Raw genomic sequence first — 20,017 nt, 5'->3', positions numbered from 1 at the left:
CTATTGGGTGGATAAAACCACACTAACTGCTGCTGCTAAGGACGTTCCACACCAAGGACAACCTATATTTAACTGTTCATAAGAGGAAACGCGATCGCATTGAGGACACTGTAAACCATATTGTACAAGATTGAGATGAACAGGAGCTTTTGATATTAGTTCATCGGGGGAAAATAATAGTGTTGGTGCAATTGAAAAATGTTCAAAAGAAACCGCAATTATTTCTAATTGCTGCTGTCCCAATTGTATGTTATTCCCTGAATTTAAAATAACCTCACTCGTTATTAACTTTTGATTATTAATTATTGGTGGGTTAGTTTCTCGTAAATTTTTCAGATAGAAGTTATGATTGGATGGATCAAAAAAAATTTCAATATGTAATCCTGATACCGTAGGATGGGATAATACAATATCGCAGCGTGTGGGATCTCGTCCAACCCGATAGGTTTTTTGATCATTTAAGGTTTGGGTGCGGGACTGACCAGCTTCTGTCCAATTTAGTGTCAGTTCGTTCATGGGTATTAATCTTGAGATATGGGGTTTTTATTTCAGTTTACCGAATACTATTTTAGGTGATCCTTAACGGTCAATTCTATCCTAGTTTTTTGATATAATTGCTTTTGTGGATCAAAAATGATTACGGTTAGATCTTAATGGTTTAGGCTGAAAGATGCGATCGCCGTTCACACTCTATAGTCTATCATATTAATCATGAATAAACTCTTAATTACAGGAGCTAGTGGTTTTTTAGGATGGCATCTTTGCCAAATTGCTCAAACTCAATGGCAAGTCTATGGCTTAACTCATTCTCAAACTATTGATATTCCTAATATTTATCTTTTTAAGACAGATTTAACGGATATTCCAGGATTAAAAAATCTGTTTCAAGAAATTAAACCCGATGCGGTTATTCATGCTGCGGCTCAATCTCAACCCAACTTTTGTCAACAGTATCCTGAAATATCCTATCAAATTAATGTTATCGCTTCTTGGGAAATTGCTAATCTTTGTGCTGAGTTGAATATTCCCTGTGTTTTTACTTCAACGGACTTAGTATTTAATGGTTTAAATCCACCCTATACGGAAACCGATCCCGTATCCCCAATTAGTTATTATGGGGAACAAAAAGTATTAGCTGAACAGGGAATGTTAGAACGCTATCCTCGAACAACTATTTGCAGAATGCCCTTAATGTTTGGGGATGTTCCTAACCATACCACCAGTTTTATTCAGCCTTTTATTAAAACTTTAAAAGCAGGAAAAGAGTTAAATTTATTTGTAGATGAATTTAGAACTCCTGTGGGGGGAAATACCGCAGCTAAGGGATTATTATTAGCCCTAGAAACTATATCAGGAATTTTGCATTTAGGAGGAAAAGAACGGATTTCTCGTTATGAATTTGGCTTACTCATGGCTGATATTTTAGAGCTTCCAAAGCATTTAATTAAACCCTGTTCTCAAGTGGATATTAAAATGTTAGCACCTCGTCCTCCTGATGTTTCTTTAGATAGTTATAAAGCCTTTAATTTAGGATATCAGCCCCGATCAATTCGGGAGGAATTAAGTAGATTAATAATTCTCATGTTGACACTCCCACCCCTACGCTACGCTAAAGGGGTGGGATTCTCGTATCTAGCCCAATCAAATAAAGACAGTTGAATATACTCTTTTTGATTGTTTTTCACCGAGTTCGGGGGTGCGCCAAACACCCCATAATTTAAACCGGATGAATCCATTACAGAAGCATCTCTCTTTAGGTTTAAATCACAAGCGAAACCATCCCATTGAGACAGATTTCGTGCAGCATTCAAATCAGAATTATGGTAGTGACCATTAGGACAATTGAAATCATGTCGATTTCTCTTACCAATAACACCGCAAGTTGAACAAGATTTTGAGGTATATGGTGCAGGTCTTTTGATTAATTTCAATCCTTTCAAAGCCAACTTATAATTAAGTTTTTGCTCCAAAGAATAATAAGACCAAGTGTGTCGAGATTCACCGGAATCAGAACGAGATTTCTGGCTCTGTTTCATGGTTTTACGACATCCTTCCAAATCCTCTATAACAATATCGGCGTTATGGTATTCAGCAAAACGAACAATTCGGCGACTGACTGTATGGTTAATAGCTTCCATCCATCGTTGCTCTTTTTTGTTCCATTTCTTTAAAGCTCGAAACTTTTTAGCTTCTTGAAGTTGTTTTCTACGTTGTTGAAAATAACGTCTTCGATGCTTAACACTTTGACCATTAAAGAACTTGCCGAAACCTTCTTTTGGTGCAACTACCGCTAAATTATTCTGCCCTCGGTCACATCCTAATGTTTTCTCTGTCTCAACTTCTGGAACATCCTCAGTAATTGACAGATAGGCATACCACTTATTTCTGTGTTTAATCAACTTAAAAGAACCCCCTTGAATTGTTTCCTCTAACAATCCGTCTAAAACGGGCTGCCAATGAGGAGATGCTACTTCAATGGGGATTCTTTTTTCACCTTTGAGGGTCGGGAAGCTAATTGAATAGGTACTCCCTTTCTGAGTTAACTTCCAATTTTGGTTGTTAACTTCTACAGGAAGAACTTTATATTGCTTGGTTTTACGACCCGTTGGGGATGTGGTATGTCGAATAACTTGATTGACCAGAGCAGATTTTAACTCGGACATGATTTTAGCTGTTGTCATTTTTCGCCGTTCTTTGATTGGCAATGACAACAGCTTATTAGCAATTCGCGTATTTTCTTTCGTCATTTGCTCAAACATTTGAGCTTTACAACGGTTGAGTTTTGCGAATTTTAATTTAATCGTCCGAGTTACTTTGATCATGGAAAATATGATAACATAAATATCTAATAACTGGGTACAAATTAATTGGTAGATGACGGCACTTAAAAGTGCCTGCGTCGCGTTTCATCCCACGGCTGAAGCTAGTGGGCTTTCACGCTCCCACCCTGGCTTTGTAAGCTGGAACCTATAATGCAATACATGAGCGAGAGAATAGATATCAAAACACAACAATACCATTCGCTAAAAATAAACAAATAGGAGCATCAATTTATGTACAACACGAAAGCTTATTCCGCAGCCAGTGCAACATCAGCGCTGTCCTTCACCCAGATCGGACGACGCGATTTAACCGAACACGACGTACAGATTGAGATCCTTTTCTGCGGTATCTGCCACTCCGACATCCATTCGGTGCGTAACGAGTGGAGCAGCGTCATGCCCACTACCTACCCAATTGTCCCCGGTCATGAGATCGTCGGCCGTGTTACCCAGGTTGGCTCGGCAGTTACGAAGTACAAGCCCGATGACCTCGCCGCGGTTGGTTGCCTGGTTGACTCCGATGGTACTTGCCCCCATTGCCAAGCTAATCTTGAGCAGTTCTGCCCGAACCTAACCTTCACCTTCAACTCTCCCGACAAGCACCTCGGAGGCGTTACTTATGGGGGCTACTCCGATAGTATTGTTGTTGATGAACGCTTCGTTCTGCGAGTTCCTACCAACCTCAATCTCCCTGGAGTCGCGCCACTTCTGTGCGCCGGGATTACAACCTACTCACCCCTGCGTCACTGGGGCGTTACTAAAGGTAAGAAAGTTGGCGTGGTCGGTCTTGGTGGGCTCGGTCACATGGGGGTGAAATTTGCTCATGCGTTTGGAGCCCATGTCGTTGTCTTTACGACTTCACCCGATAAGAAAGAAGACGCGCTCCGTCTTGGTGCCGACGAAGTGGTTGTCTCCCGCAACGCCGACGAGATGCAGCAGCACGCTGGCAGTTTCGATTTTATTCTCGATACCGTCTCCGCTAATCACGATATTAACGCCTATCTCAATCTGCTTCGCCTTGACGGTAACATCACCCTTGTCGGCGCCCCGGAGAAACCCCTGGATGTCTCGGCATTCAGCCTGATCATGGCTCGCCGCAGTCTTTCTGGCTCTAGCATCGGTGGGATCGCCGAAACCCAAGAGATGCTCGACTTTTGTGGCAAACACAACATCACTGCCGATGTCGAAGTTATCCCAATCCAGAAGGTTAACGAAGCCTACGAGCGACTGCTCAAGTCCGATGTGAAGTACCGCTTCTGCATAGATATGGCATCCCTTAAATCTGCATAACCGAGTTGGAAACTCGAAGCGATTATCCGTTAACAAACTTATCGGGAGTCATGGGTAAGTCTCGCAGGCACTTACCTGTGGCATGATAAATGATAACTGATGACTGAAATTCAAGCTGAAAGTTTAATCAATAAACTTGTAACTTTTGCGCCTAAACTTTCTACATCCTGCTGTTGTTTGGGATCTTTTAAACTTCCATCGGAATTAAAGGCTTCAAAGGCTTGAGAAATAGAGCGTTGTTGAGGAATAACTAATACCCCAATACTTTCTAAAATAGCCCGAACATGAACTAACCCGCGCATTCCTCCAAACCCTCCAGTGGAGGCGCTCATAATCGCTGCAATTTTATTATTAAAACAAGCTAATCCCGGTAAATTGGGTTCGGGACGGGATGCCCAATCAATGGCATTTTTTAATAACGGTGTAATCGAACTATTATACTCAGGACAGGCAATTAATAAGCCTTGATGGGCTACCATTAAATCTTTGAATTGACGAACAGCCACCGGAATACCCTGTTGGGCTTCTAAGTCTTCATCAAATAAGGGCATCGGGAAATCCCGTAAATCAATATAGGTGACTTCCGCCCCGGCTGTTTTGGCTCCGGTGGCTGCAATTTGGACTAACTTTTTATTATAGGAAGTTTCCTTAGCACTTCCAGCAAAGGCGAGAATTTTGGGGGAATTTACCATGATGATATCCTAATTATTTCTGCGTATTATTATAAGTTAAAGCTGGGGAATTTGCCAATTTTTTTGCTTGAACAATCGGGCAAAAATCCGATAATTGTTGCAGATGATTTAGGGTAATTTCGGGTTTATCTCGGTACATGGTCACCTGTCCACTAATATAGACATAACTCCGTCCTAACCCCGTATATCGTTTATTAATTAAATGAATGATAGGAGAATCTTTATTATTACTAGCTTCAGGAATCCATAATTTTAAACTTCGGTCTTTTGTTCCGGTATGAATAATCCCACTATTGCCAATCCATTTAGTAATTCCCTCCTGTAAATCACAGAAAATAGTAATAGATTGTTGCTTCATTGCTGCTAATAATATATTAGGATAATCTAAACGCACGGATAACACGCCATTCGGTTGTCCATAGTGACGAAAATCATCCACAATCGCAGCGCGTAACGACCACCAAGGCATTAAAATAGTATAGTTTCTAAAGGCACTACTTTCGTTGGTTTGGCGATTCCAAATCATGCGATTATGGGCTTGGGCATCGGCTTCAGCCCGCATCATTTCTTGATGATATAATCGAGAATTTCCATATTTAATAAAATAAGGACTCCAACCTTCCTTAATTAATTTTAAATTATAATTTTCTCCCTGTTTATGCACATAACAAATTAATCGTCCGTGATGATCTCGATATTTTTCTAAACACACTTCTGCTGGTTCATTGCCATCAAATTCAATATCGACTTTTGTTAAAAAACCATGTTCATTCATAAAATATTGTTGTGCCATTTCTGCGGCGGCAATTCCGGCATTTGTTCGGGGTTTAGAATCATGGTTGAGTATTTCTTCCGTATCCACACAATCGAGTCTTAAAAATTCCCGCTTATCATTGAGTAACACCTTGATTGTGTCCCCATCCACGACTTTTGTGACTTGTAAATTTTTAATCCGAGTTCCCACAATATTTGATTTTCCTTTAAGTTAAAAATGATACTATTTCTCTTGGTACTGGCATTAATCGTCGTCGCCATAATACCATAGTTGGTTAAAATTGCATCCTAAATATTGATTAAGATGAAACTTATTAGGTATAATTATTAAAGATGAATGATCCTAACCTGATTTTACAGGTTGTTTTTTACAAATCCGAACTTGGCAATCAGCCTGTTAGAGAATGGCTAAAGTCCTTATCCCCTAATGAAAAGAAAATTATTGGGACAGATGTTAAAACCGTGCAGTTTGGTTGGCCTATGGGAATGCCCTTGGTTAAAAAGTTGGTAGCCAACTTATGGGAAGTTAGAATATCTTTAGACAATAAAATTGCCCGTGTTATTTTTACGGTTAAAGATGATAAAATGATCTTGTTACATGGGTTTATTAAAAAATCTCAAAAACTTCCTGAAAAAGAGTTAGACATTGCTAAAAATAGATTAAATAACTTATCAATCAATTAACATGAATAATCAATATATTGGCAGTAATTTTGATACATTTCTTGAAGAAGAAGGAATATTATCAGAGGTAGAAGCAATAGCAATCAAAAGGGTAATTGCTTACCAAATTCAAGAAGCCATGAATCAAGCCGGACTTTCAAAAAGCGAAATGGCTAAACGAATGAACACTAGCCGATCTTCTTTACAACGGCTTCTTGATCCTAAAAATTCATCTTTAAATTTACAAACAATTACTAAAGCTGCATTAGTATTGGGTAAAAAATTAAAAGTTGAATTTGTTTTAGAATCCAATAGCGATCGCGGCTTGTCCTGATAATAATTTAATCACCTCTAGGAAAATTGTTAAAGTGTGATCGCATCCGATCAAGTTTTTACCTAAATTTAGAGCTATAATATTAATCAATTCAGTTAGACAAGGAGATTTTTCTCATGGCACTGATGACAATAAAAGACTTAGAAAACTTACAAGCAACTCTCTCGGAAGCTGGACAGGATTACCAATTAGAACTTGAAAATGGGAAAATTATCGTTATGGGGCCATCAGATATTATCTCTAGCGAAATAGGTGTCCGTTTAATTGCCTTTCTTTTCGCTTGGGTTGAACCTCGTCGCTTAGGGCGAATATTTGACTCCGCAGGAGGTTTTATCATGCCCGATACTAACTTAAAAGCACCAGATGTTTCTTTTGTTCGTGCATCTCAGCTACAACAAAGTGTCCGATACTTTGCCAAATTAGTTCCAGATTTAGTTGTAGAAATTAAATCTCAAAGTGATCGAGTTAAAACACTAGAAAAAAAACTCAAAAAGTTTTTAGAATTAGGTGCAATTGTGGGAATTTTGATTGACCCTGATGAATTGACTGTTACCGTTTATCGACCGACAGGGGAACCCATTATATTAGCAAATGAAGATATTTTAACTCTACCCGAACTATTTCCCGGTTGGGAATTATCAATTTCTGCATTATGGCCGCCTATTTTCACAGAAGCAGAAGTTGATGATTAAACGAGAGGTTCTATTAAATCAATAATTTGCTCAAATTGATATTGACGCACCAGTTTAGTCAAGATTTTAGCTAAAGCAGCTTCGGTTTCAGGAATTTCTGGAATTAATCTTATGATTTCCTGATCATCTGCTTCGAGAACTGCTTGATATAATCTGAGCACCCATTCCTGGGGCATTATTTGGAATTGTTCTGTAGTTAGTTGGGATAATTCATTGATTTTTACTCCTGTTTGGCTATTTCCATCTGTCATATCTTCATAAATATATTTGATTCCTAAATGTTTAGTTAATATTTCAAAAATTGTATATTCTTTAAAGGGTTTTCTCATAAAATCATCACATCCTGCTGACAGAGTAATCGCTTTTTCTTCTTCTAAGACACTCGCAGTTAAAGCAATAATCGCGGTAGCATTACCTTGAGTCGTTGACTTAATATATTTAGTGGATTCATAACCATCCATTACAGGCATTCTCATATCCATCAATATTAAATGGGGTTGCCATTCTTGCCAAATTGCGATCGCTTCCTGTCCATTACTCGCTTCTTTTACTTCAAAGCCTAAAGGTGAAAGTAATTTAATTAATAATTGACAATTAATCGGTTTATCATCTACTGTCAAGATTTTGTAAGTCGGTTGTTCCGGTGCTAGTTTTAATACTCTTTTAGGATTAATGTGTTCAATTTTATCAGTTTCTTTACCTAATTGTACCACAATTGAAAATTGAAAAATTGTGCCTTTTCCTAATTCACTTTCTACCGTAATATCTCCCCCCATTAACTGCACAAATTGACGACTAATTACTAATCCTAATCCGGTTCCTTAATATAACGAGGTAGATTTTCACCGCGCACAAAAATTAATTCTAATCCAGCATTAAACGCCCTTAAATGTAACATATCTTCCAAGTCATCTAACAATTGATATAGGTCAAAATCCTTTTGATTTAAAGTAGTTTTTTGAGCTTCAATTTTAGAAAAATCTAAGACATTATTAATTAAAGTTAATAAATAATCACCACTTCGTTGAATAATACCCGCATTTTCGTATTGTTCAGAAGGTAGATTTTTTGTGCGTAATATTAACTGAGAAAAACCAATAATTGCGTTTAAAGGCGACCTTAATTCATGGCTCATATTAGCAATAAAGCTACTTTTCGCTTTATTTGCTACTTCGGCTTTTTCCTTAGCAATTGCTAATTCTGTTGTTCTTTGATTAACTTTTTGTTCTAAAATAATATTTTGTTCTTTAATTAATTGTTGATTAAGTTCAGCATTTTTTAAGGCTTCTGCTTGTGCTTGCACTCTTTCTTCTTTAATTAAATTAATCCGATCTGCTAAAGCAATAGAAAATAATACTACTGATAAAGTAAAACCTAATGCTAAACTTTTCTCAGTATAAAAATTATAAGGTATTAATGAAAATACACTTAAACCATGAATAGTTGTACACAAAATTGGAGCTAACATTGCTAATAAAAAACATTTAGCTGGTTTATATTTTTGTTTCCATCTAATTATAGCGATGATTAAGATCATGATCGAGATAAATAAACTATTAAAGGTTATGATAAATGAATATTGATAATTTTTGAAAAAACTAATAAATCTGATTAAGATCACACTAAGATCAAAAACAATGAGAAATATACTTGTAAAAAAGAAAAATTTATCTATTTTAGGAATATATTTTTGGGTTTGTAAGAAAGATTGAGTAAATTTAATCCACCCAATTAAAGTAAATAAGGCCATTAAAACTGAAATTTCAGGATAATTAGGGAAATTGCTCCATAAATATTGATGTCCTATTCCTTCACGGCTTAGTTGGAAAAATAAATAACCCGTAATAAATAAAATATAATATAAATAACTTCTGTCTCGTAAGGATATAAATAAAAATAAATTATAAACAATCATCACCAGAATAATTCCGTAGGATATTCCTAAGAATAAAATATTACCTTGATCCTGTTGCCAAAATATTTCTAAGGAGTAAATATTTAAAGGAATTGTGAAACCAAGTTGTGAAGTTAAACGTAAATAAATAATTTGTTCGTTTTGATGATCAAAATGTAAATTAACAATAAAATAACGGTGGTTAAATTCTCTGGTATGAAAGGGAAAATCTCTACCAGTTTTAATAAAATTAAATTTATTTCGATCTGGTTTAGGCAAATAAAAATCTACTGTGCCAATACGAGTATCACTAAAAATTAAAAGCCAATTTTTAATTTTAATTGCTTCATTTTTTACCCGAAAACGTACCCAAATGGCTGAGTTTTTTAGTCCTAAGTTGGGGACTTTTTGCTGACTAGGGATAAATTTTTGATTAACTACATCTTCAATCGTTAATTCTCTAGTTTTATCTTCAAATATTTCTAAATTTAAACCTAAAGGATATTTTGTTATTTTATCAATTAAAACAACAGGATTTACACTTTCTATTTCTTGGTTGGTTTGGGTATAAGCATGAGATATTGTTACCAATAAAAACAAGGTAGATAAGATAATAAAAGAGATAATTTGTTTAAATTTTTTGCTGCTATTTCTATTCGTAATTTATCAAAGGTTCAACTAAATCAACTAATTTCTCAAATTCAAATTGCTTGGCTAATTTTGTTAGAGATTGTATTAAAGAACTTTCTGTTTGCGGAATTTCTTTAATTAATTCTATCACATCATTTGTATTTGCTTCTAAAACAGCTTCATAAAATTGATTAATCCATGCTTGATTCATACATTTAAAACCATCAGATGTTAAAGATTTTTCTTCGATAACTGCCAAATTTTGATCATTATTTTCAGCATATATATATTTAACTCCTAAATGTTTAGTTAATACTTCAAAAATTGTATATTCTTTAAAGGGTTTACGCATAAAATCGTCACATCCTGCTGACAGAGTAATCGCTTTTTCTTCTTCTAAAACACTCGCAGTTAAAGCAATAATCGCGGTAGCATTACCTTGGGTCGTTGACTTAATATATTTAGTCGCTTCATAACCATCCATTACAGGCATTCTCATATCCATAAGAATTAAATGAGGTTGCCATTGATTCCAAATTTCTATAGCTTCCTGTCCATTACTCGCTTCTTTTACTTCAAATCCTAATGGTGTTAATAATTTCATTAATAATTGGGAATTAATCGCTTTATCATCTACTGTTAAGATTTTGTAAGTCGGTTGTTCCGGTGCTAGTGCTAATACTCGTTTAGGATTAATTCGTTCAATTTTAGTTGATTCTTGACCTAATTTTACATTAATCGAAAATTGAAAAGTTGTGCCTTGTCCTAATTGACTCTCTACCGCAATATCTCCTCCCATTAACTGCACAAATTGACGACTAATTACTAATCCTAATCCCGTGCCTTCTTGGGCTTCTCGTCCTGATTCTGTTTGGGAAAAAGCCTGAAATAAATTGCCTAATTCTTCTTGAGAAATTCCCTTTCCTGTGTCGCTAATTGTAAAATTTAAAATATAATTTTGATTGTCTTGATTTTCCTGGCTATTAACACTTAAAATTACTTCACCTTTTGATGTAAATTTAATCGCATTCCCTAATAAATTGAGTAAAATTTGGCGTAGTTTTACTCCATCAGCATAAAGATAACGAGGTAGATTTTCTCCACGGACAAAAATCAATTCTAATCCCGCATTAAATGCCCTTAAATGTAACATATCTTCCAAATCATCTAACAATTGATATAGGTCAAAATCCTTTTGATTTAAAGTAGTTTTTTGAGCTTCAATTTTAGAAAAATCTAAGATATTATTAATTAAAGTTAATAAATATTCCCCACTTCTTTGAATAATTCCCGCATTTTCATATTGTTCAGAAGGCAAATTTTTCGTGCGTAACATTAATTGAGAAAAGCCAATAATTGCATTGAGAGGACTCCGCAATTCGTGACTCATATTGGCAATAAACGTACTTTTAGCTTGATTTGCAACTTCGGCTTTTTTCTTAGCAATTTCTAACTCTGCTGTGCGTTCCTTTACACGATTTTCTAACTCTTGATTTAATTGTTTTAACTTCTTTTCTGCTTGTCTCCGTTCACTAACTGTAGCTAATAATACTAGATTAGTAATAGTTATTACAGCCATAAATGTTTGTAATAATAGTGTTGCCTCGCTGATATTTCCTGTTCTCGCTATAAATGGGCCCCACCATAAAAATTTGATAAAATCGAGATCATTGATACTAAAAATGTAGCAGTAATCGAGATTCTGTGATCAAATTTTAAAGTTGCCCAAATAATAAAAGGTAAAGGTAAATATTCTATCGGATAATTAGCAAGATGCTGATCAATTTTTTCAAAAAAGATTAGATAACTAATAATAATAATTAGGCCCAATAGAAGGAAAGATTTAACCCTTTTTCTCACCAATTTGGACTCAGATAAAATTTGCCGATCCGGTGGCTGATTATCTAAATATAATAATAGAATTAAGGGAGTAAAATTTAATATTCCCATCACATTACCTAGCCACCAATTCCAGAAAAGATTAATAAAATTACCCCAATCTCCTTCAGGAGATACGCAAATAAAATCATTCCACATCCCTTCTTTAAATAAACAAATAGTTGATATTTGCAAAATTGTTTTAATTTGAGTAGAAATTATCGCCCCCCAAAATATCAACTTAAAGACATCACTTAAACGACTTAAACGGCGATCAAACTTAAAATAATCTAAACATTTTACTGCAAATAGGGTTTGTAATATTTCACCGATTGGAGGCATAATTGATGTAGTAAAATCAACTTCATCTGGGAACAAAATGATGTTTAATAATATAAAACTAATTACTATACCTGGCCAAACCCTAACCCCAAATAATAACATTAGTGCTAGGGCGATTCCGGCGGGTGGCCAGACAGCCAGAGCAAAAGGATCTATTAACTGAAGTTTTAGTGATAGAGTCATCCCGGCAATATAAATGATAGTAAATGTGATGAGTTGAAACTTATAATTTCTGGATAGCGATCGCTTCATTTGTTGTAGATATCCCTGAATTGGTTTGAATTTTTTGCTACTTTGGTTATTTATAATTTATCAAAGGTTCTATTAAACCAATAATTTGCTCAAATTGATATTGACGCACGAAAAGACTTCACCGTCTAGCTTTGCTGCATCACTCTTTGTCCTAATAGGTCTGGCGACTGCTATAGTAATAATCTCAGGGGAATTTGTCGAGTTTTTGGGGATTTTGAAGTGCGATCGCTAGTCATAATCAAGTAATCAGTAATATTACTTATAATAATTATCACTAATTTGCTCAAATTTATTTAAAAGTTACTAAGAGGCTGATTTATAAACTGTGATAAATTTTAAATACTATAAAAAATCTAGGGAAGATCACAAAATCAACACTAATAACTGATAACTGATAACTAATAACTGATAACTAATAACTGACAACTGATAACTGATAACTAATAACTAATAACTGATTTACGCCCCTCCCCGCAATTTCTCTAATACACTGCGATCCTGTAGCGTAGAAGTATCTCCCGTAATTTCTTGACCCGACGCCAGCGATCGCAATAACCGCCGCATAATCTTCCCAGACCGGGTTTTAGGTAGATCATCCGTAAACCGAATTTCCCCAGGACGGGCTAAGGCGCCAATTTCCTTGACAACGTGCTTCTTGAGTTCCTGTGCTAACTCATCGGACGCCTCTTTGCCTTCCTCCAAGGTGACAAAAGCCACAATCTCCTCACCCTTAATTTCATCGGGTTTCCCAACCACCGCAGCCTCAGCCACCGCGTGATGGGAGACTAAGGCTGACTCAATTTCCATCGTCCCTAAACGGTGTCCCGACACACTGATCACGTCATCTACCCGGCCCATAACCCAGAAATAGCCATCCCGGTCTTGATGGGCTCCATCCCCGGCAAAATAGAGGGGAATACCATCTTTTGGTTTCAAATATTCCCAATATGTCCGCCGGAAACGGTCGGGATCACCATATATCGTCCGCATCATTCCCGGCCAGGGATAGCGCACCACCAAATAGCCGCCACTTTCATCGGTTACGGGGTTTCCTTCCGTATCTACCACATCCGCTAAAATCCCAGGAAAGGGTAAGGTAGCCGAACCGGGTTTTGTTGGGGTCGCTCCGGGTAAGGGGGTAATCATAAACCCGCCCGTTTCCGTTTGCCACCAAGTATCGACAATCGGGCATTTACCGTTACCAATTACCCGTTGATACCACATCCAAGCTTCGGGGTTAATCGGTTCTCCCACGGTTCCTAATAGGCGCAGAGAGGATAAATTACGGGACTTGGGATGGTGTTCGCCCATTTTCATAAATGACCGAATTGCGGTGGGGGCCGTATAGAAAATCGTCACCCCATATTTTTCCACCACATCCCAGAAACAACCGGGGTTAGAAGTACGCGGCGCCCCTTCATACATTAGGGTTGTCGCGCCGTTGGATAGGGGCCCATAGACAATATAACTGTGTCCAGTAATCCAACCGACATCGGCCGTACACCAATAGACATCGGTATCCTGTAGGTCAAAAGCCCATTTATTGGTAATGTGGGTATAGAGGTTATATCCGCCCGTGGTGTGAACAACGCCCTTGGGTTTGCCCGTTGTCCCACTGGTGTAGAGGATAAATAACATATCTTCACTATCCATCGGTTCGGCGGGACAGTCGGCGGAAACTCCCTGTCTGAGATCATGCCACCAATGATCCCGTCCGGGTTCCATATTGATTTTTTGGTTAGTTCTTTGTACCACTAAAACGTTATCAATACTGGTAGCCCCGGCTTCAATGGCTTTATCGACTTGTTCTTTTAAGGGAACAATGGCATCTTTACGCCAGCCACCATCGGCGGTAATCACTAATTTAGCTTCGGCGTCCACTAACCGATCTTTAAGTGCTTCTCCGCTAAACCCCCCAAAGACAACGGTATGGGGCGCACCAATGCGGGCACAGGCTAACATAGCAATGGCGGCTTCGGGTATCATGGGCATATAGATGCCAATCCGATCACCTTTTTGCACTCCCAACTGTTTGAGAACGTTCGCCATTTGACAGACTTCTCGATGCAGTTGCAAGTAAGTTAAAGTTCGGGTATCCCCCGGTTCTCCCTCCCAAATTAAGGCGGCTTTATTTTTCCGCCAGGTGGTTAAGTGCCGATCTAAACAATTATAGGAAATGTTAATTTTGCCATTGACAAACCATTTGGCAAAAGGGGGTTGCCAGTCTAAAACCTGATCCCATTTTTGAAACCAATGGAGTTCTGTTTCCGCTAGTTCTGCCCAGAACGCTTCCGGGTTGGCTTTAGCTTTGTTAGAGTCGATAGGAGCGTTACCACTCCTACCTCTCCTTCAGAACCGTGCATGAAACTTTCGCTTCACACGGCTCCTTGATAATTCCACCTTTGTTATAGGTACGATTCAAAACGGATTGAGGTCGTAATTCTCGACTTGTTCTAAGGGATTAACCTTATTTTTAGTTAAGGAACCATCGTGAGCCGTTTTTATGTCGTGACAATGTTTATGTAAAAGTTGAAGGTTATCGTAGGTGTCTTTTCCACCTAACGATGTTGGTTTAATATGGTCAACTTCTACAATGTCTGTACTTGTGAAATACAGACCACAGTGAGGACAAATACCCTTTTGTTTTTTGATTAATTTGGAAACTCTGCTAGGAGTTTCAGGATATTCGCCCCTTCGTTTACTCCAGTAAATCCAGTCTCCATTAAACGGACTAGCCTTTCCTTTGACCTTTGTATGCCTTACGATTGGCGTACTGGCGTGGTTGAATAATTCTATTCCGTCTTCTGTACTGAAACACCAATCTTTATCGCCTACTGTTCTCCAGTATTTGTCTTTATTGATGCTCCCTTTTCCCCTCGTTCTTGCCCATGCTCTTAACTTATCGTAGGTTAGTGTATCTACTTTTGAAAAAGTTGCTTTACTAACCACTGTTGTGTAATAGTTTGACCAACCCCTAATAATTGGATTTAGCTTGCTAATTAAAGCAGCTTGTGGGGCTGTCTTATGGGTATCTATTACTTCAGCTATATTGACAAGATGAGTTTTAACTTTGGCTTTTGAGGGTGTGATTAATGTCTTAAAACCTAGCGGTGTTCCGTGCGTGTTGTTCGCACATCGGTAGTTGCCTACTCTGTGTTGTTGTATATGGAATCCTAAGAACTCAAACCCAACATTTCCATCAATTTTATTGAGGGTGTGGGTTAATTTTGTTTTACTTGGTTTTAATTCCAATCCCATGTCACTTAACCATTTTGCAATTATCTCTTGACACTTTTTGACTACGTTTAAATCATCATGGATTATTACGAAATCGTCGGCGTAACGGATTAAACTTAGGGATTCACGTTTATGCTGTTTGTTTTGTTTCCCTTTTAGAGTTTCGGCGTATTGCTTGACTCTTTCTTCCATACCATGTAGGGCAATATTCGCAAGTAAGGGTGAAATTACCCCGCCTTGTGGTGTACCATCATTAGTAGGAAAAAGTTCTTTTCCGTCCATGTACCCTGCTCTTAGCCACGCTTGAATTTGACGGCTTAATGTAGGGTATGTGTTTATCTTGGAGATTAATGCTTTGTGGTTTATGCGGTCGAAGCATTTGGCAATATCAGCATCCAATACATATTTGGACTTGTATCTGATACTCAAAAATATTGCTCCTATTGCATCGTGGCAGGAACGTCCTGGTCTGAAACCATAACTGTTTGGCTCAAATTTAGCCTCCCATTCTGGTTCTAACGCTAGTTTAACTAACGCTTGCAATGCGCGGTCGTTGATTGTGGGTATTCCGCCCCCCCAAACCCCCCGTGCATGGGGGGCTTGGGGGGGGGTTTCTGTTGTACCAGGTTTGGGAATATTAACTCTGCGAGTTGGTTTTACCTTATTGGTTAACTTTAATCGTCCTACCAAGTTCATACGTTGCTTTGGGGTAAGAGATTTAATTCCATCTACTCCAGCCGTATTTTTGCCTTGGTTATCTTGTGTTACCCTGCGAACCGCAATACATTTAGCACTCCAGGAATTAATCAGGGTCTTTTGAAGTTTACGAACTGCTTTAACATCGCCTCGTTCACTCGCTTGAAATATGCGCTTTTGCAACTTGAAAGTTACCCTTTCCAGCTTGCGCCAGTTAAGGTCTTTCCATTCCACCGTCTGAGTTTTAATCAGCGTTTTAGACATTTGTATTGCTACTTGTTCTATTTCTTTGGAATTACCGAGTATCTGTCAGCATATCCTTGTCATTACAACAAGGCATTCGCTTTTGATACCATCCTTTCCCCATATACCATTCGTTAGCTACTTACTGGACGCACGACCTCTCCAGAGATATACAGGGGTTACTTCGTTCCGATTACACATTTGTTTGAAGTCTTTAGCGTGATGCTATCCACCGGGTTTTTTGGGCGGTGCTTATAAGTCGTTAAGAAATACGCTTATGCCCTATCCTTGCCTTTTGGCTTGGTGTTAATCAAGATTGTTCTTGATTTAGCCATTACACCATCACAACTAACGATGGTTCAGACACATCTTTGCTTTCGCTACGCATGGACTTCTTGCTCAGTAGTTACCAGATTTGGCTTCCAGTAGTTCTACCCTTTTAACCCCGCTTTAGCTTGTTGGTTGCTACCCAGTCAAACTAGGGGTTATGCTTTCACCTCAGCACTTGAGGGATGGGACTTGTAAATTTTTGTTACTTATCTCTTAATTTCGTAACATTTCGTTACTTTTTAGAGATTTTGTGGCATTTCTTTACTCACCCATAAATGTAATCAGTTATCACCAGTTTCATCAACTGGGTTAACCGTCCCATAAGCTTTTCGGCTTATTTTAGGTTAAACGAATCGCACTTCATAGAGTTGTTTATACTCCTCTAAGGTTTTAATGTGGGCATTCTGGGAAAACTCTGGTGTTGGTTTAAACAACCGATTTTCTTGCAAAATCGATTCTATCGTAGGTTGTGACATAATCAGTAATCAGTCATCAAGTATTGGCATTACCAGTGTAAGAGTTAAGAGTTAAGGGTTAAGAATGGGCTTGATAATTCTTAACTTTTCGGATTACTGATTACTTTTGACTGATTACTGTTTACTGATTACTAATTATGGAAATGATTGGTCAATTATTAGATCGGAGATACCGAATTGTTCAAGTCCTAAGTTCGGGAGCCTTTGGACAAACCTATCTGTCTGCGGATACCCGACGTCCGGGTCATCCTCAATGTGTTGTGAAACAATTGCGACCACCTAATAATAATTCTAATACTTTAAAGACCGCATTACGATTATTTCGCCAAGAGGCAGAAATTTTAGAACGGTTGGGAAAACATGATCAAATTCCCCAATTATTAGCTTATTTTGAAGATCATAATCAATTTTATTTGATCGAAGAATTTGTTAGTGGACAGCCTCTTATGAAAGAGTTAGTTCCCGGGGTTCCTTGGTCAGAAGAACAGGTGATTTTATTAATCGAAGATATTTTAGAGATTTTAGTATTTGTCCATGATAATCAAGTGATTCATCGGGATGTCAACCCTTCTAATTTAATCCGTCGTAAATCGGATAAAAAATTAGTATTAATTGATTTTGGTTCCGTCAAAGAAGTCAGTAGCAGACTTGCCGATGGTAATGGACAAGGATTACGAACCATAGCCACGGGAACTCCGTTTTATATGCCCATTGAACAGTTCCAAGGTCATCCCCAATATAATAGTGATATTTATGCTGTGGGGATGATTGCCATTCAAGCAATTACGGGGTTAGAAGCTTCAGATTTACCTAAGTTACAAGATCCAAATTTATCGAGCACCGGAGAACCGAGTTGGCAAAGTTATGCCAAAGTTAGTGCTGGATTAACCCAAGTTATTGATAGAATGGTACACCCTTATTATAGCAAACGCTATCTGACTGTAATTGATGTTTTAGATGACTTAAGAAAGGCAACCGGACGATCGGGATTTAATATTAATAAGTTAAAAAGTTTCCCAATTTATCAAGAAGAAAAAAAACCGATTCCTTGGCCTAAAATAATTGCAATTACCACAACGGGATTAGTCAGTTTAATCGTGATTTTTGGCTTGCTCCAAGTTTTAAATCGTCCCGATCCCGTCAAAGCTGAAAATGCCTTAAAAAGAGGCGTGGAAAAAGTCAATCAAGGTGATCCAAAAGGTGCAATTCGAGCCTTTAATCAAGCCATTAAATTTAATCCTAATAATCCCGAAGCCTATCATAAACGTGCCAATGCTTACTATGATTTGAAGGAATATGAACAAGCCTTGGCAGATTACACTAAAGCCATTGAACTAAATCCTAAGTATGTCAATGCTTATTTTAACCGGGGTTTAACTCGTTATGATATGTCGGATTTATCTGGGGCTTTGGCTGATTTTAACCAAGTCTTAAAACAAGAACCTCAAGACGGAGATGCTTTCTATAAAAGAGGTTTAATTCATTATGATTTAGAAGATTATACCGCCGCCATTAATGATTATAATACGGTTTTACGACTGCAACCGAAAGAAAGTAAAGTCTATCGTGCTAGGGGGACTGCATTGGTGAAATCAGGGGATTTACAAGCAGGAATGGCCGACTATACCGAAGCTATTCGCCTAGAACCAAAGAACCCGATAGGATATTATGATCGAGGTCGAGCCAGATTTCATTTAGGGGATTATCAAGGGGCGTTAGCTGATTATAATACCGTCCTACAAATTGATCCTAATAATTCTGAAGCCTATGCAAATCGTTGTAGTGTTTATATTAATTTATGGGACTATGATCAAGCGATTAAAGATTGCACCGAAGCGATTAATAGAACTCCGAATGAAGTTGCCTATAATAATCGTTGTATTGCTAATTTGAATTTAAAAGATTACCCCAAAGCGATTGAAGATTGCTCAAAAGCTATTGAAATTAAAGGAGATGATTATAAAGCCTATAGTAATCGAGGATTAGCCCGTTCCGCCGCCCAGGATTATGAAGGAGCAATTGCTGATTATACCCAAGGAATTAATATTAATCCCAATGATGCCGAAGCTTATGGGAATCGTGCCCAAGTTCATGTTAGAATGAAAAATTATGATAAGGCGATCGCCGATTATGCCCAAGCCATTCGTCTGAAACCTAACTATGCTGCGGCTTATTATGGACGAGGATTAGTTAGAGTTGAAATCGGTGATAAAAGTGGCGCTATTAGTGATTTTGAACAGGCGGGAAAACTCTATTTGGAACAAGGCTTAACGGGAGGTTATAAGGATGCCCAGTTCCAAATTAAACGCTTACAATCAGGAAGTTAGTCGAGTTTATCTCCCAATTCGATTTTTAAAACCAGAGGCTTTAAATTGTTTGAGTTGCAGAGGAGTTTCCAGGTTAGAAGGAATCGAAATTCTAAATTCAAAATCACTAATTCCAGGGGGAACTGTATCAATACTCCCTAACCGTCCTCGATTTTGCATCACTGGGTTATTGGTCGCATCATAAATCCGACCAAAAATATCGGCATCTACAACAACTTTTCCCGATGTATTATTCGCTTTTCCGGTAATAATAAAACAGTTGGCATCTTGACTAGAACCACTAGATATATACCCTTCTGCTAATTCAGGAGGACAGTCTTTGTAACTTAAATCTTGAAGTTGAATCGGAATTAATGCCCAAGCTGGGGGAGTCCAAAAACCGATGATTAAAATGCAGAAACAAAGGCAAAAAATAATCGGTGAAATTCTAAATTTCATACAATTT

General features: G+C 37.7%; 16 protein-coding genes and 2 pseudogenes. 6 read left to right on the top strand and 12 right to left on the bottom strand.

Annotation, left to right across the window (positions count from 1 at the left end; translation table 11 throughout):
* Entirely contained in the window at nt 1-516 is a 516-nt protein-coding gene (locus NMG86_RS20610; protein WP_026795972.1) for an FHA domain-containing protein, read from the bottom strand.
* Nucleotides 517-711: 195 nt separating this feature from the next.
* On the opposite strand from NMG86_RS20610, the gene NMG86_RS20605 reads away from it, so the two are divergent.
* The gene (locus NMG86_RS20605) at nt 712-1,659 is read left to right on the top strand and encodes an SDR family oxidoreductase (protein WP_071783159.1); all 948 of its coding nucleotides are present in this window, start codon (nt 712-714) and stop codon (nt 1,657-1,659) included.
* Here NMG86_RS20605 and NMG86_RS20600 read toward each other — a convergent pair.
* Nucleotides 1,605-2,822 carry an RNA-guided endonuclease InsQ/TnpB family protein gene (locus tag NMG86_RS20600; protein WP_087882102.1) on the bottom strand — a complete coding sequence of 406 codons (1,218 nt, stop codon included), beginning with the start codon at nt 2,820-2,822 and terminating at the stop codon, nt 1,605-1,607. The genes NMG86_RS20605 and NMG86_RS20600 overlap by 55 nt on opposite strands.
* 231 nt (nt 2,823-3,053) lie before the next feature.
* Here NMG86_RS20600 and NMG86_RS20595 point away from each other — a divergent pair, with 231 nt between their 5' ends.
* Nucleotides 3,054-4,112 (top strand): NAD(P)-dependent alcohol dehydrogenase, encoded by a 1,059-nt coding sequence (locus NMG86_RS20595; protein ID WP_026785332.1) that lies wholly within the window; start codon nt 3,054-3,056, stop codon nt 4,110-4,112.
* Between the two features lie 110 nt (nt 4,113-4,222).
* On the opposite strand, the gene NMG86_RS20590 is transcribed toward NMG86_RS20595, so the two are convergent.
* Complete coding sequence (locus tag NMG86_RS20590; protein WP_026796394.1) at nt 4,223-4,804, bottom strand: NADPH-dependent FMN reductase; 582 nt, start codon at nt 4,802-4,804, stop codon at nt 4,223-4,225.
* A gap of 13 nt (nt 4,805-4,817) precedes the next feature.
* On the bottom strand, nt 4,818-5,768 hold the full coding sequence (locus NMG86_RS20585) for a thermonuclease family protein (RefSeq protein ID WP_043939053.1): 951 nt from the start codon (nt 5,766-5,768) through the stop codon (nt 4,818-4,820).
* 143 nt (nt 5,769-5,911) lie between these two features.
* On the opposite strand from NMG86_RS20585, the gene NMG86_RS20580 reads away from it, so the two are divergent.
* From NMG86_RS20580 to NMG86_RS20570, 3 genes are all read left to right on the top strand, one after another.
* Nucleotides 5,912-6,262, top strand: a complete 351-nt coding sequence (locus NMG86_RS20580) for a type II toxin-antitoxin system RelE/ParE family toxin (protein ID WP_026785337.1) — start codon at nt 5,912-5,914, stop codon at nt 6,260-6,262.
* 1 nt (nt 6,263) lies between these two features.
* Entirely contained in the window at nt 6,264-6,575 is a 312-nt protein-coding gene (locus NMG86_RS20575) for a helix-turn-helix domain-containing protein (RefSeq protein WP_026785338.1), read from the top strand.
* A 116-nt stretch (nt 6,576-6,691) separates the two neighbouring features.
* The gene (locus NMG86_RS20570; RefSeq protein WP_026785339.1) at nt 6,692-7,267 is read left to right on the top strand and encodes a Uma2 family endonuclease; all 576 of its coding nucleotides are present in this window, start codon (nt 6,692-6,694) and stop codon (nt 7,265-7,267) included.
* Here the strand turns inward: NMG86_RS20570 and NMG86_RS20565 are convergent.
* From NMG86_RS20565 to NMG86_RS20535, 7 genes and pseudogenes are all read right to left on the bottom strand, one after another.
* Nucleotides 7,264-9,182: pseudogene (locus NMG86_RS20565) on the bottom strand (7TM diverse intracellular signaling domain-containing protein). The gene NMG86_RS20570 and the pseudogene NMG86_RS20565 overlap by 4 nt on opposite strands.
* Before the next feature lie 84 nt (nt 9,183-9,266).
* Nucleotides 9,267-9,752, bottom strand: a pseudogene (locus NMG86_RS20560) (7TMR-DISMED2 domain-containing protein); the annotation flags it as partial.
* Nucleotides 9,753-9,813: 61 nt separating this feature from the next.
* The gene (locus NMG86_RS20555) at nt 9,814-11,370 is read right to left on the bottom strand and encodes an ATP-binding protein (RefSeq protein WP_026785342.1); all 1,557 of its coding nucleotides are present in this window, start codon (nt 11,368-11,370) and stop codon (nt 9,814-9,816) included.
* 47 nt (nt 11,371-11,417) lie between these two features.
* Nucleotides 11,418-12,263, bottom strand: a complete 846-nt coding sequence (locus tag NMG86_RS20550) for an MASE1 domain-containing protein (protein WP_026785343.1) — start codon at nt 12,261-12,263, stop codon at nt 11,418-11,420.
* 459 nt (nt 12,264-12,722) lie between these two features.
* Nucleotides 12,723-14,585 carry an acetate--CoA ligase gene (acs, locus tag NMG86_RS20545; protein ID WP_026785344.1) on the bottom strand — a complete coding sequence of 621 codons (1,863 nt, stop codon included), beginning with the start codon at nt 14,583-14,585 and terminating at the stop codon, nt 12,723-12,725.
* Nucleotides 14,586-14,681: 96 nt separating this feature from the next.
* Nucleotides 14,682-16,460 carry a group II intron reverse transcriptase/maturase gene (gene ltrA / locus NMG86_RS20540; RefSeq protein WP_087882101.1) on the bottom strand — a complete coding sequence of 593 codons (1,779 nt, stop codon included), beginning with the start codon at nt 16,458-16,460 and terminating at the stop codon, nt 14,682-14,684.
* A 653-nt stretch (nt 16,461-17,113) separates the two neighbouring features.
* Nucleotides 17,114-17,245 (bottom strand): hypothetical protein, encoded by a 132-nt coding sequence (locus tag NMG86_RS20535; protein WP_267879857.1) that lies wholly within the window; start codon nt 17,243-17,245, stop codon nt 17,114-17,116.
* Between the two features lie 137 nt (nt 17,246-17,382).
* Between NMG86_RS20535 and NMG86_RS20530 the strand changes: the two genes are divergently transcribed.
* On the top strand, nt 17,383-19,572 hold the full coding sequence (locus NMG86_RS20530) for a serine/threonine-protein kinase (RefSeq protein WP_081694400.1): 2,190 nt from the start codon (nt 17,383-17,385) through the stop codon (nt 19,570-19,572).
* A 6-nt stretch (nt 19,573-19,578) separates the two neighbouring features.
* Here the strand turns inward: NMG86_RS20530 and NMG86_RS20525 are convergent, their stop codons facing one another.
* On the bottom strand, nt 19,579-20,010 hold the full coding sequence (locus NMG86_RS20525; RefSeq protein ID WP_026785346.1) for a hypothetical protein: 432 nt from the start codon (nt 20,008-20,010) through the stop codon (nt 19,579-19,581).
* Between the last annotated feature and the right edge of the window lie 7 nt (nt 20,011-20,017).

Source organism: Planktothrix rubescens CCAP 1459/22 (genome assembly GCA_904830895.1).
GTDB classification, from domain to species: Bacteria; Cyanobacteriota; Cyanobacteriia; order Cyanobacteriales; family Microcoleaceae; genus Planktothrix; species Planktothrix agardhii.
The sequence above is the reverse complement of the archived record's forward strand: the minus strand, read 5'-3'. Positions and strand labels throughout refer to the sequence as shown.

What these genes read in the sequence shown, in the direction of transcription:
- NMG86_RS20610 (WP_026795972.1), bottom strand. Translation starts at nt 516, where the DNA reads ATGAACGAACTGACACTAAATTGGACAGAAGCTGGTCAGTCCCGCACC.
- NMG86_RS20605 (WP_071783159.1), top strand. Translation starts at nt 712, where the DNA reads ATGAATAAACTCTTAATTACAGGAGCTAGTGGTTTTTTAGGATGGCAT.
- NMG86_RS20600 (WP_087882102.1), bottom strand. Translation starts at nt 2,822, where the DNA reads ATGATCAAAGTAACTCGGACGATTAAATTAAAATTCGCAAAACTCAAC.
- NMG86_RS20595 (WP_026785332.1), top strand. Translation starts at nt 3,054, where the DNA reads ATGTACAACACGAAAGCTTATTCCGCAGCCAGTGCAACATCAGCGCTG.
- NMG86_RS20590 (WP_026796394.1), bottom strand. Translation starts at nt 4,804, where the DNA reads ATGGTAAATTCCCCCAAAATTCTCGCCTTTGCTGGAAGTGCTAAGGAA.
- NMG86_RS20580 (WP_026785337.1), top strand. Translation starts at nt 5,912, where the DNA reads ATGAATGATCCTAACCTGATTTTACAGGTTGTTTTTTACAAATCCGAA.
- NMG86_RS20575 (WP_026785338.1), top strand. Translation starts at nt 6,264, where the DNA reads ATGAATAATCAATATATTGGCAGTAATTTTGATACATTTCTTGAAGAA.
- NMG86_RS20570 (WP_026785339.1), top strand. Translation starts at nt 6,692, where the DNA reads ATGGCACTGATGACAATAAAAGACTTAGAAAACTTACAAGCAACTCTC.
- NMG86_RS20555 (WP_026785342.1), bottom strand. Translation starts at nt 11,370, where the DNA reads ATGGCTGTAATAACTATTACTAATCTAGTATTATTAGCTACAGTTAGT.
- NMG86_RS20550 (WP_026785343.1), bottom strand. Translation starts at nt 12,263, where the DNA reads ATGAAGCGATCGCTATCCAGAAATTATAAGTTTCAACTCATCACATTT.
- ltrA (WP_087882101.1), bottom strand. Translation starts at nt 16,460, where the DNA reads ATGTCTAAAACGCTGATTAAAACTCAGACGGTGGAATGGAAAGACCTT.
- NMG86_RS20535 (WP_267879857.1), bottom strand. Translation starts at nt 17,245, where the DNA reads ATGTCACAACCTACGATAGAATCGATTTTGCAAGAAAATCGGTTGTTT.
- NMG86_RS20530 (WP_081694400.1), top strand. Translation starts at nt 17,383, where the DNA reads ATGGAAATGATTGGTCAATTATTAGATCGGAGATACCGAATTGTTCAA.
- NMG86_RS20525 (WP_026785346.1), bottom strand. Translation starts at nt 20,010, where the DNA reads ATGAAATTTAGAATTTCACCGATTATTTTTTGCCTTTGTTTCTGCATT.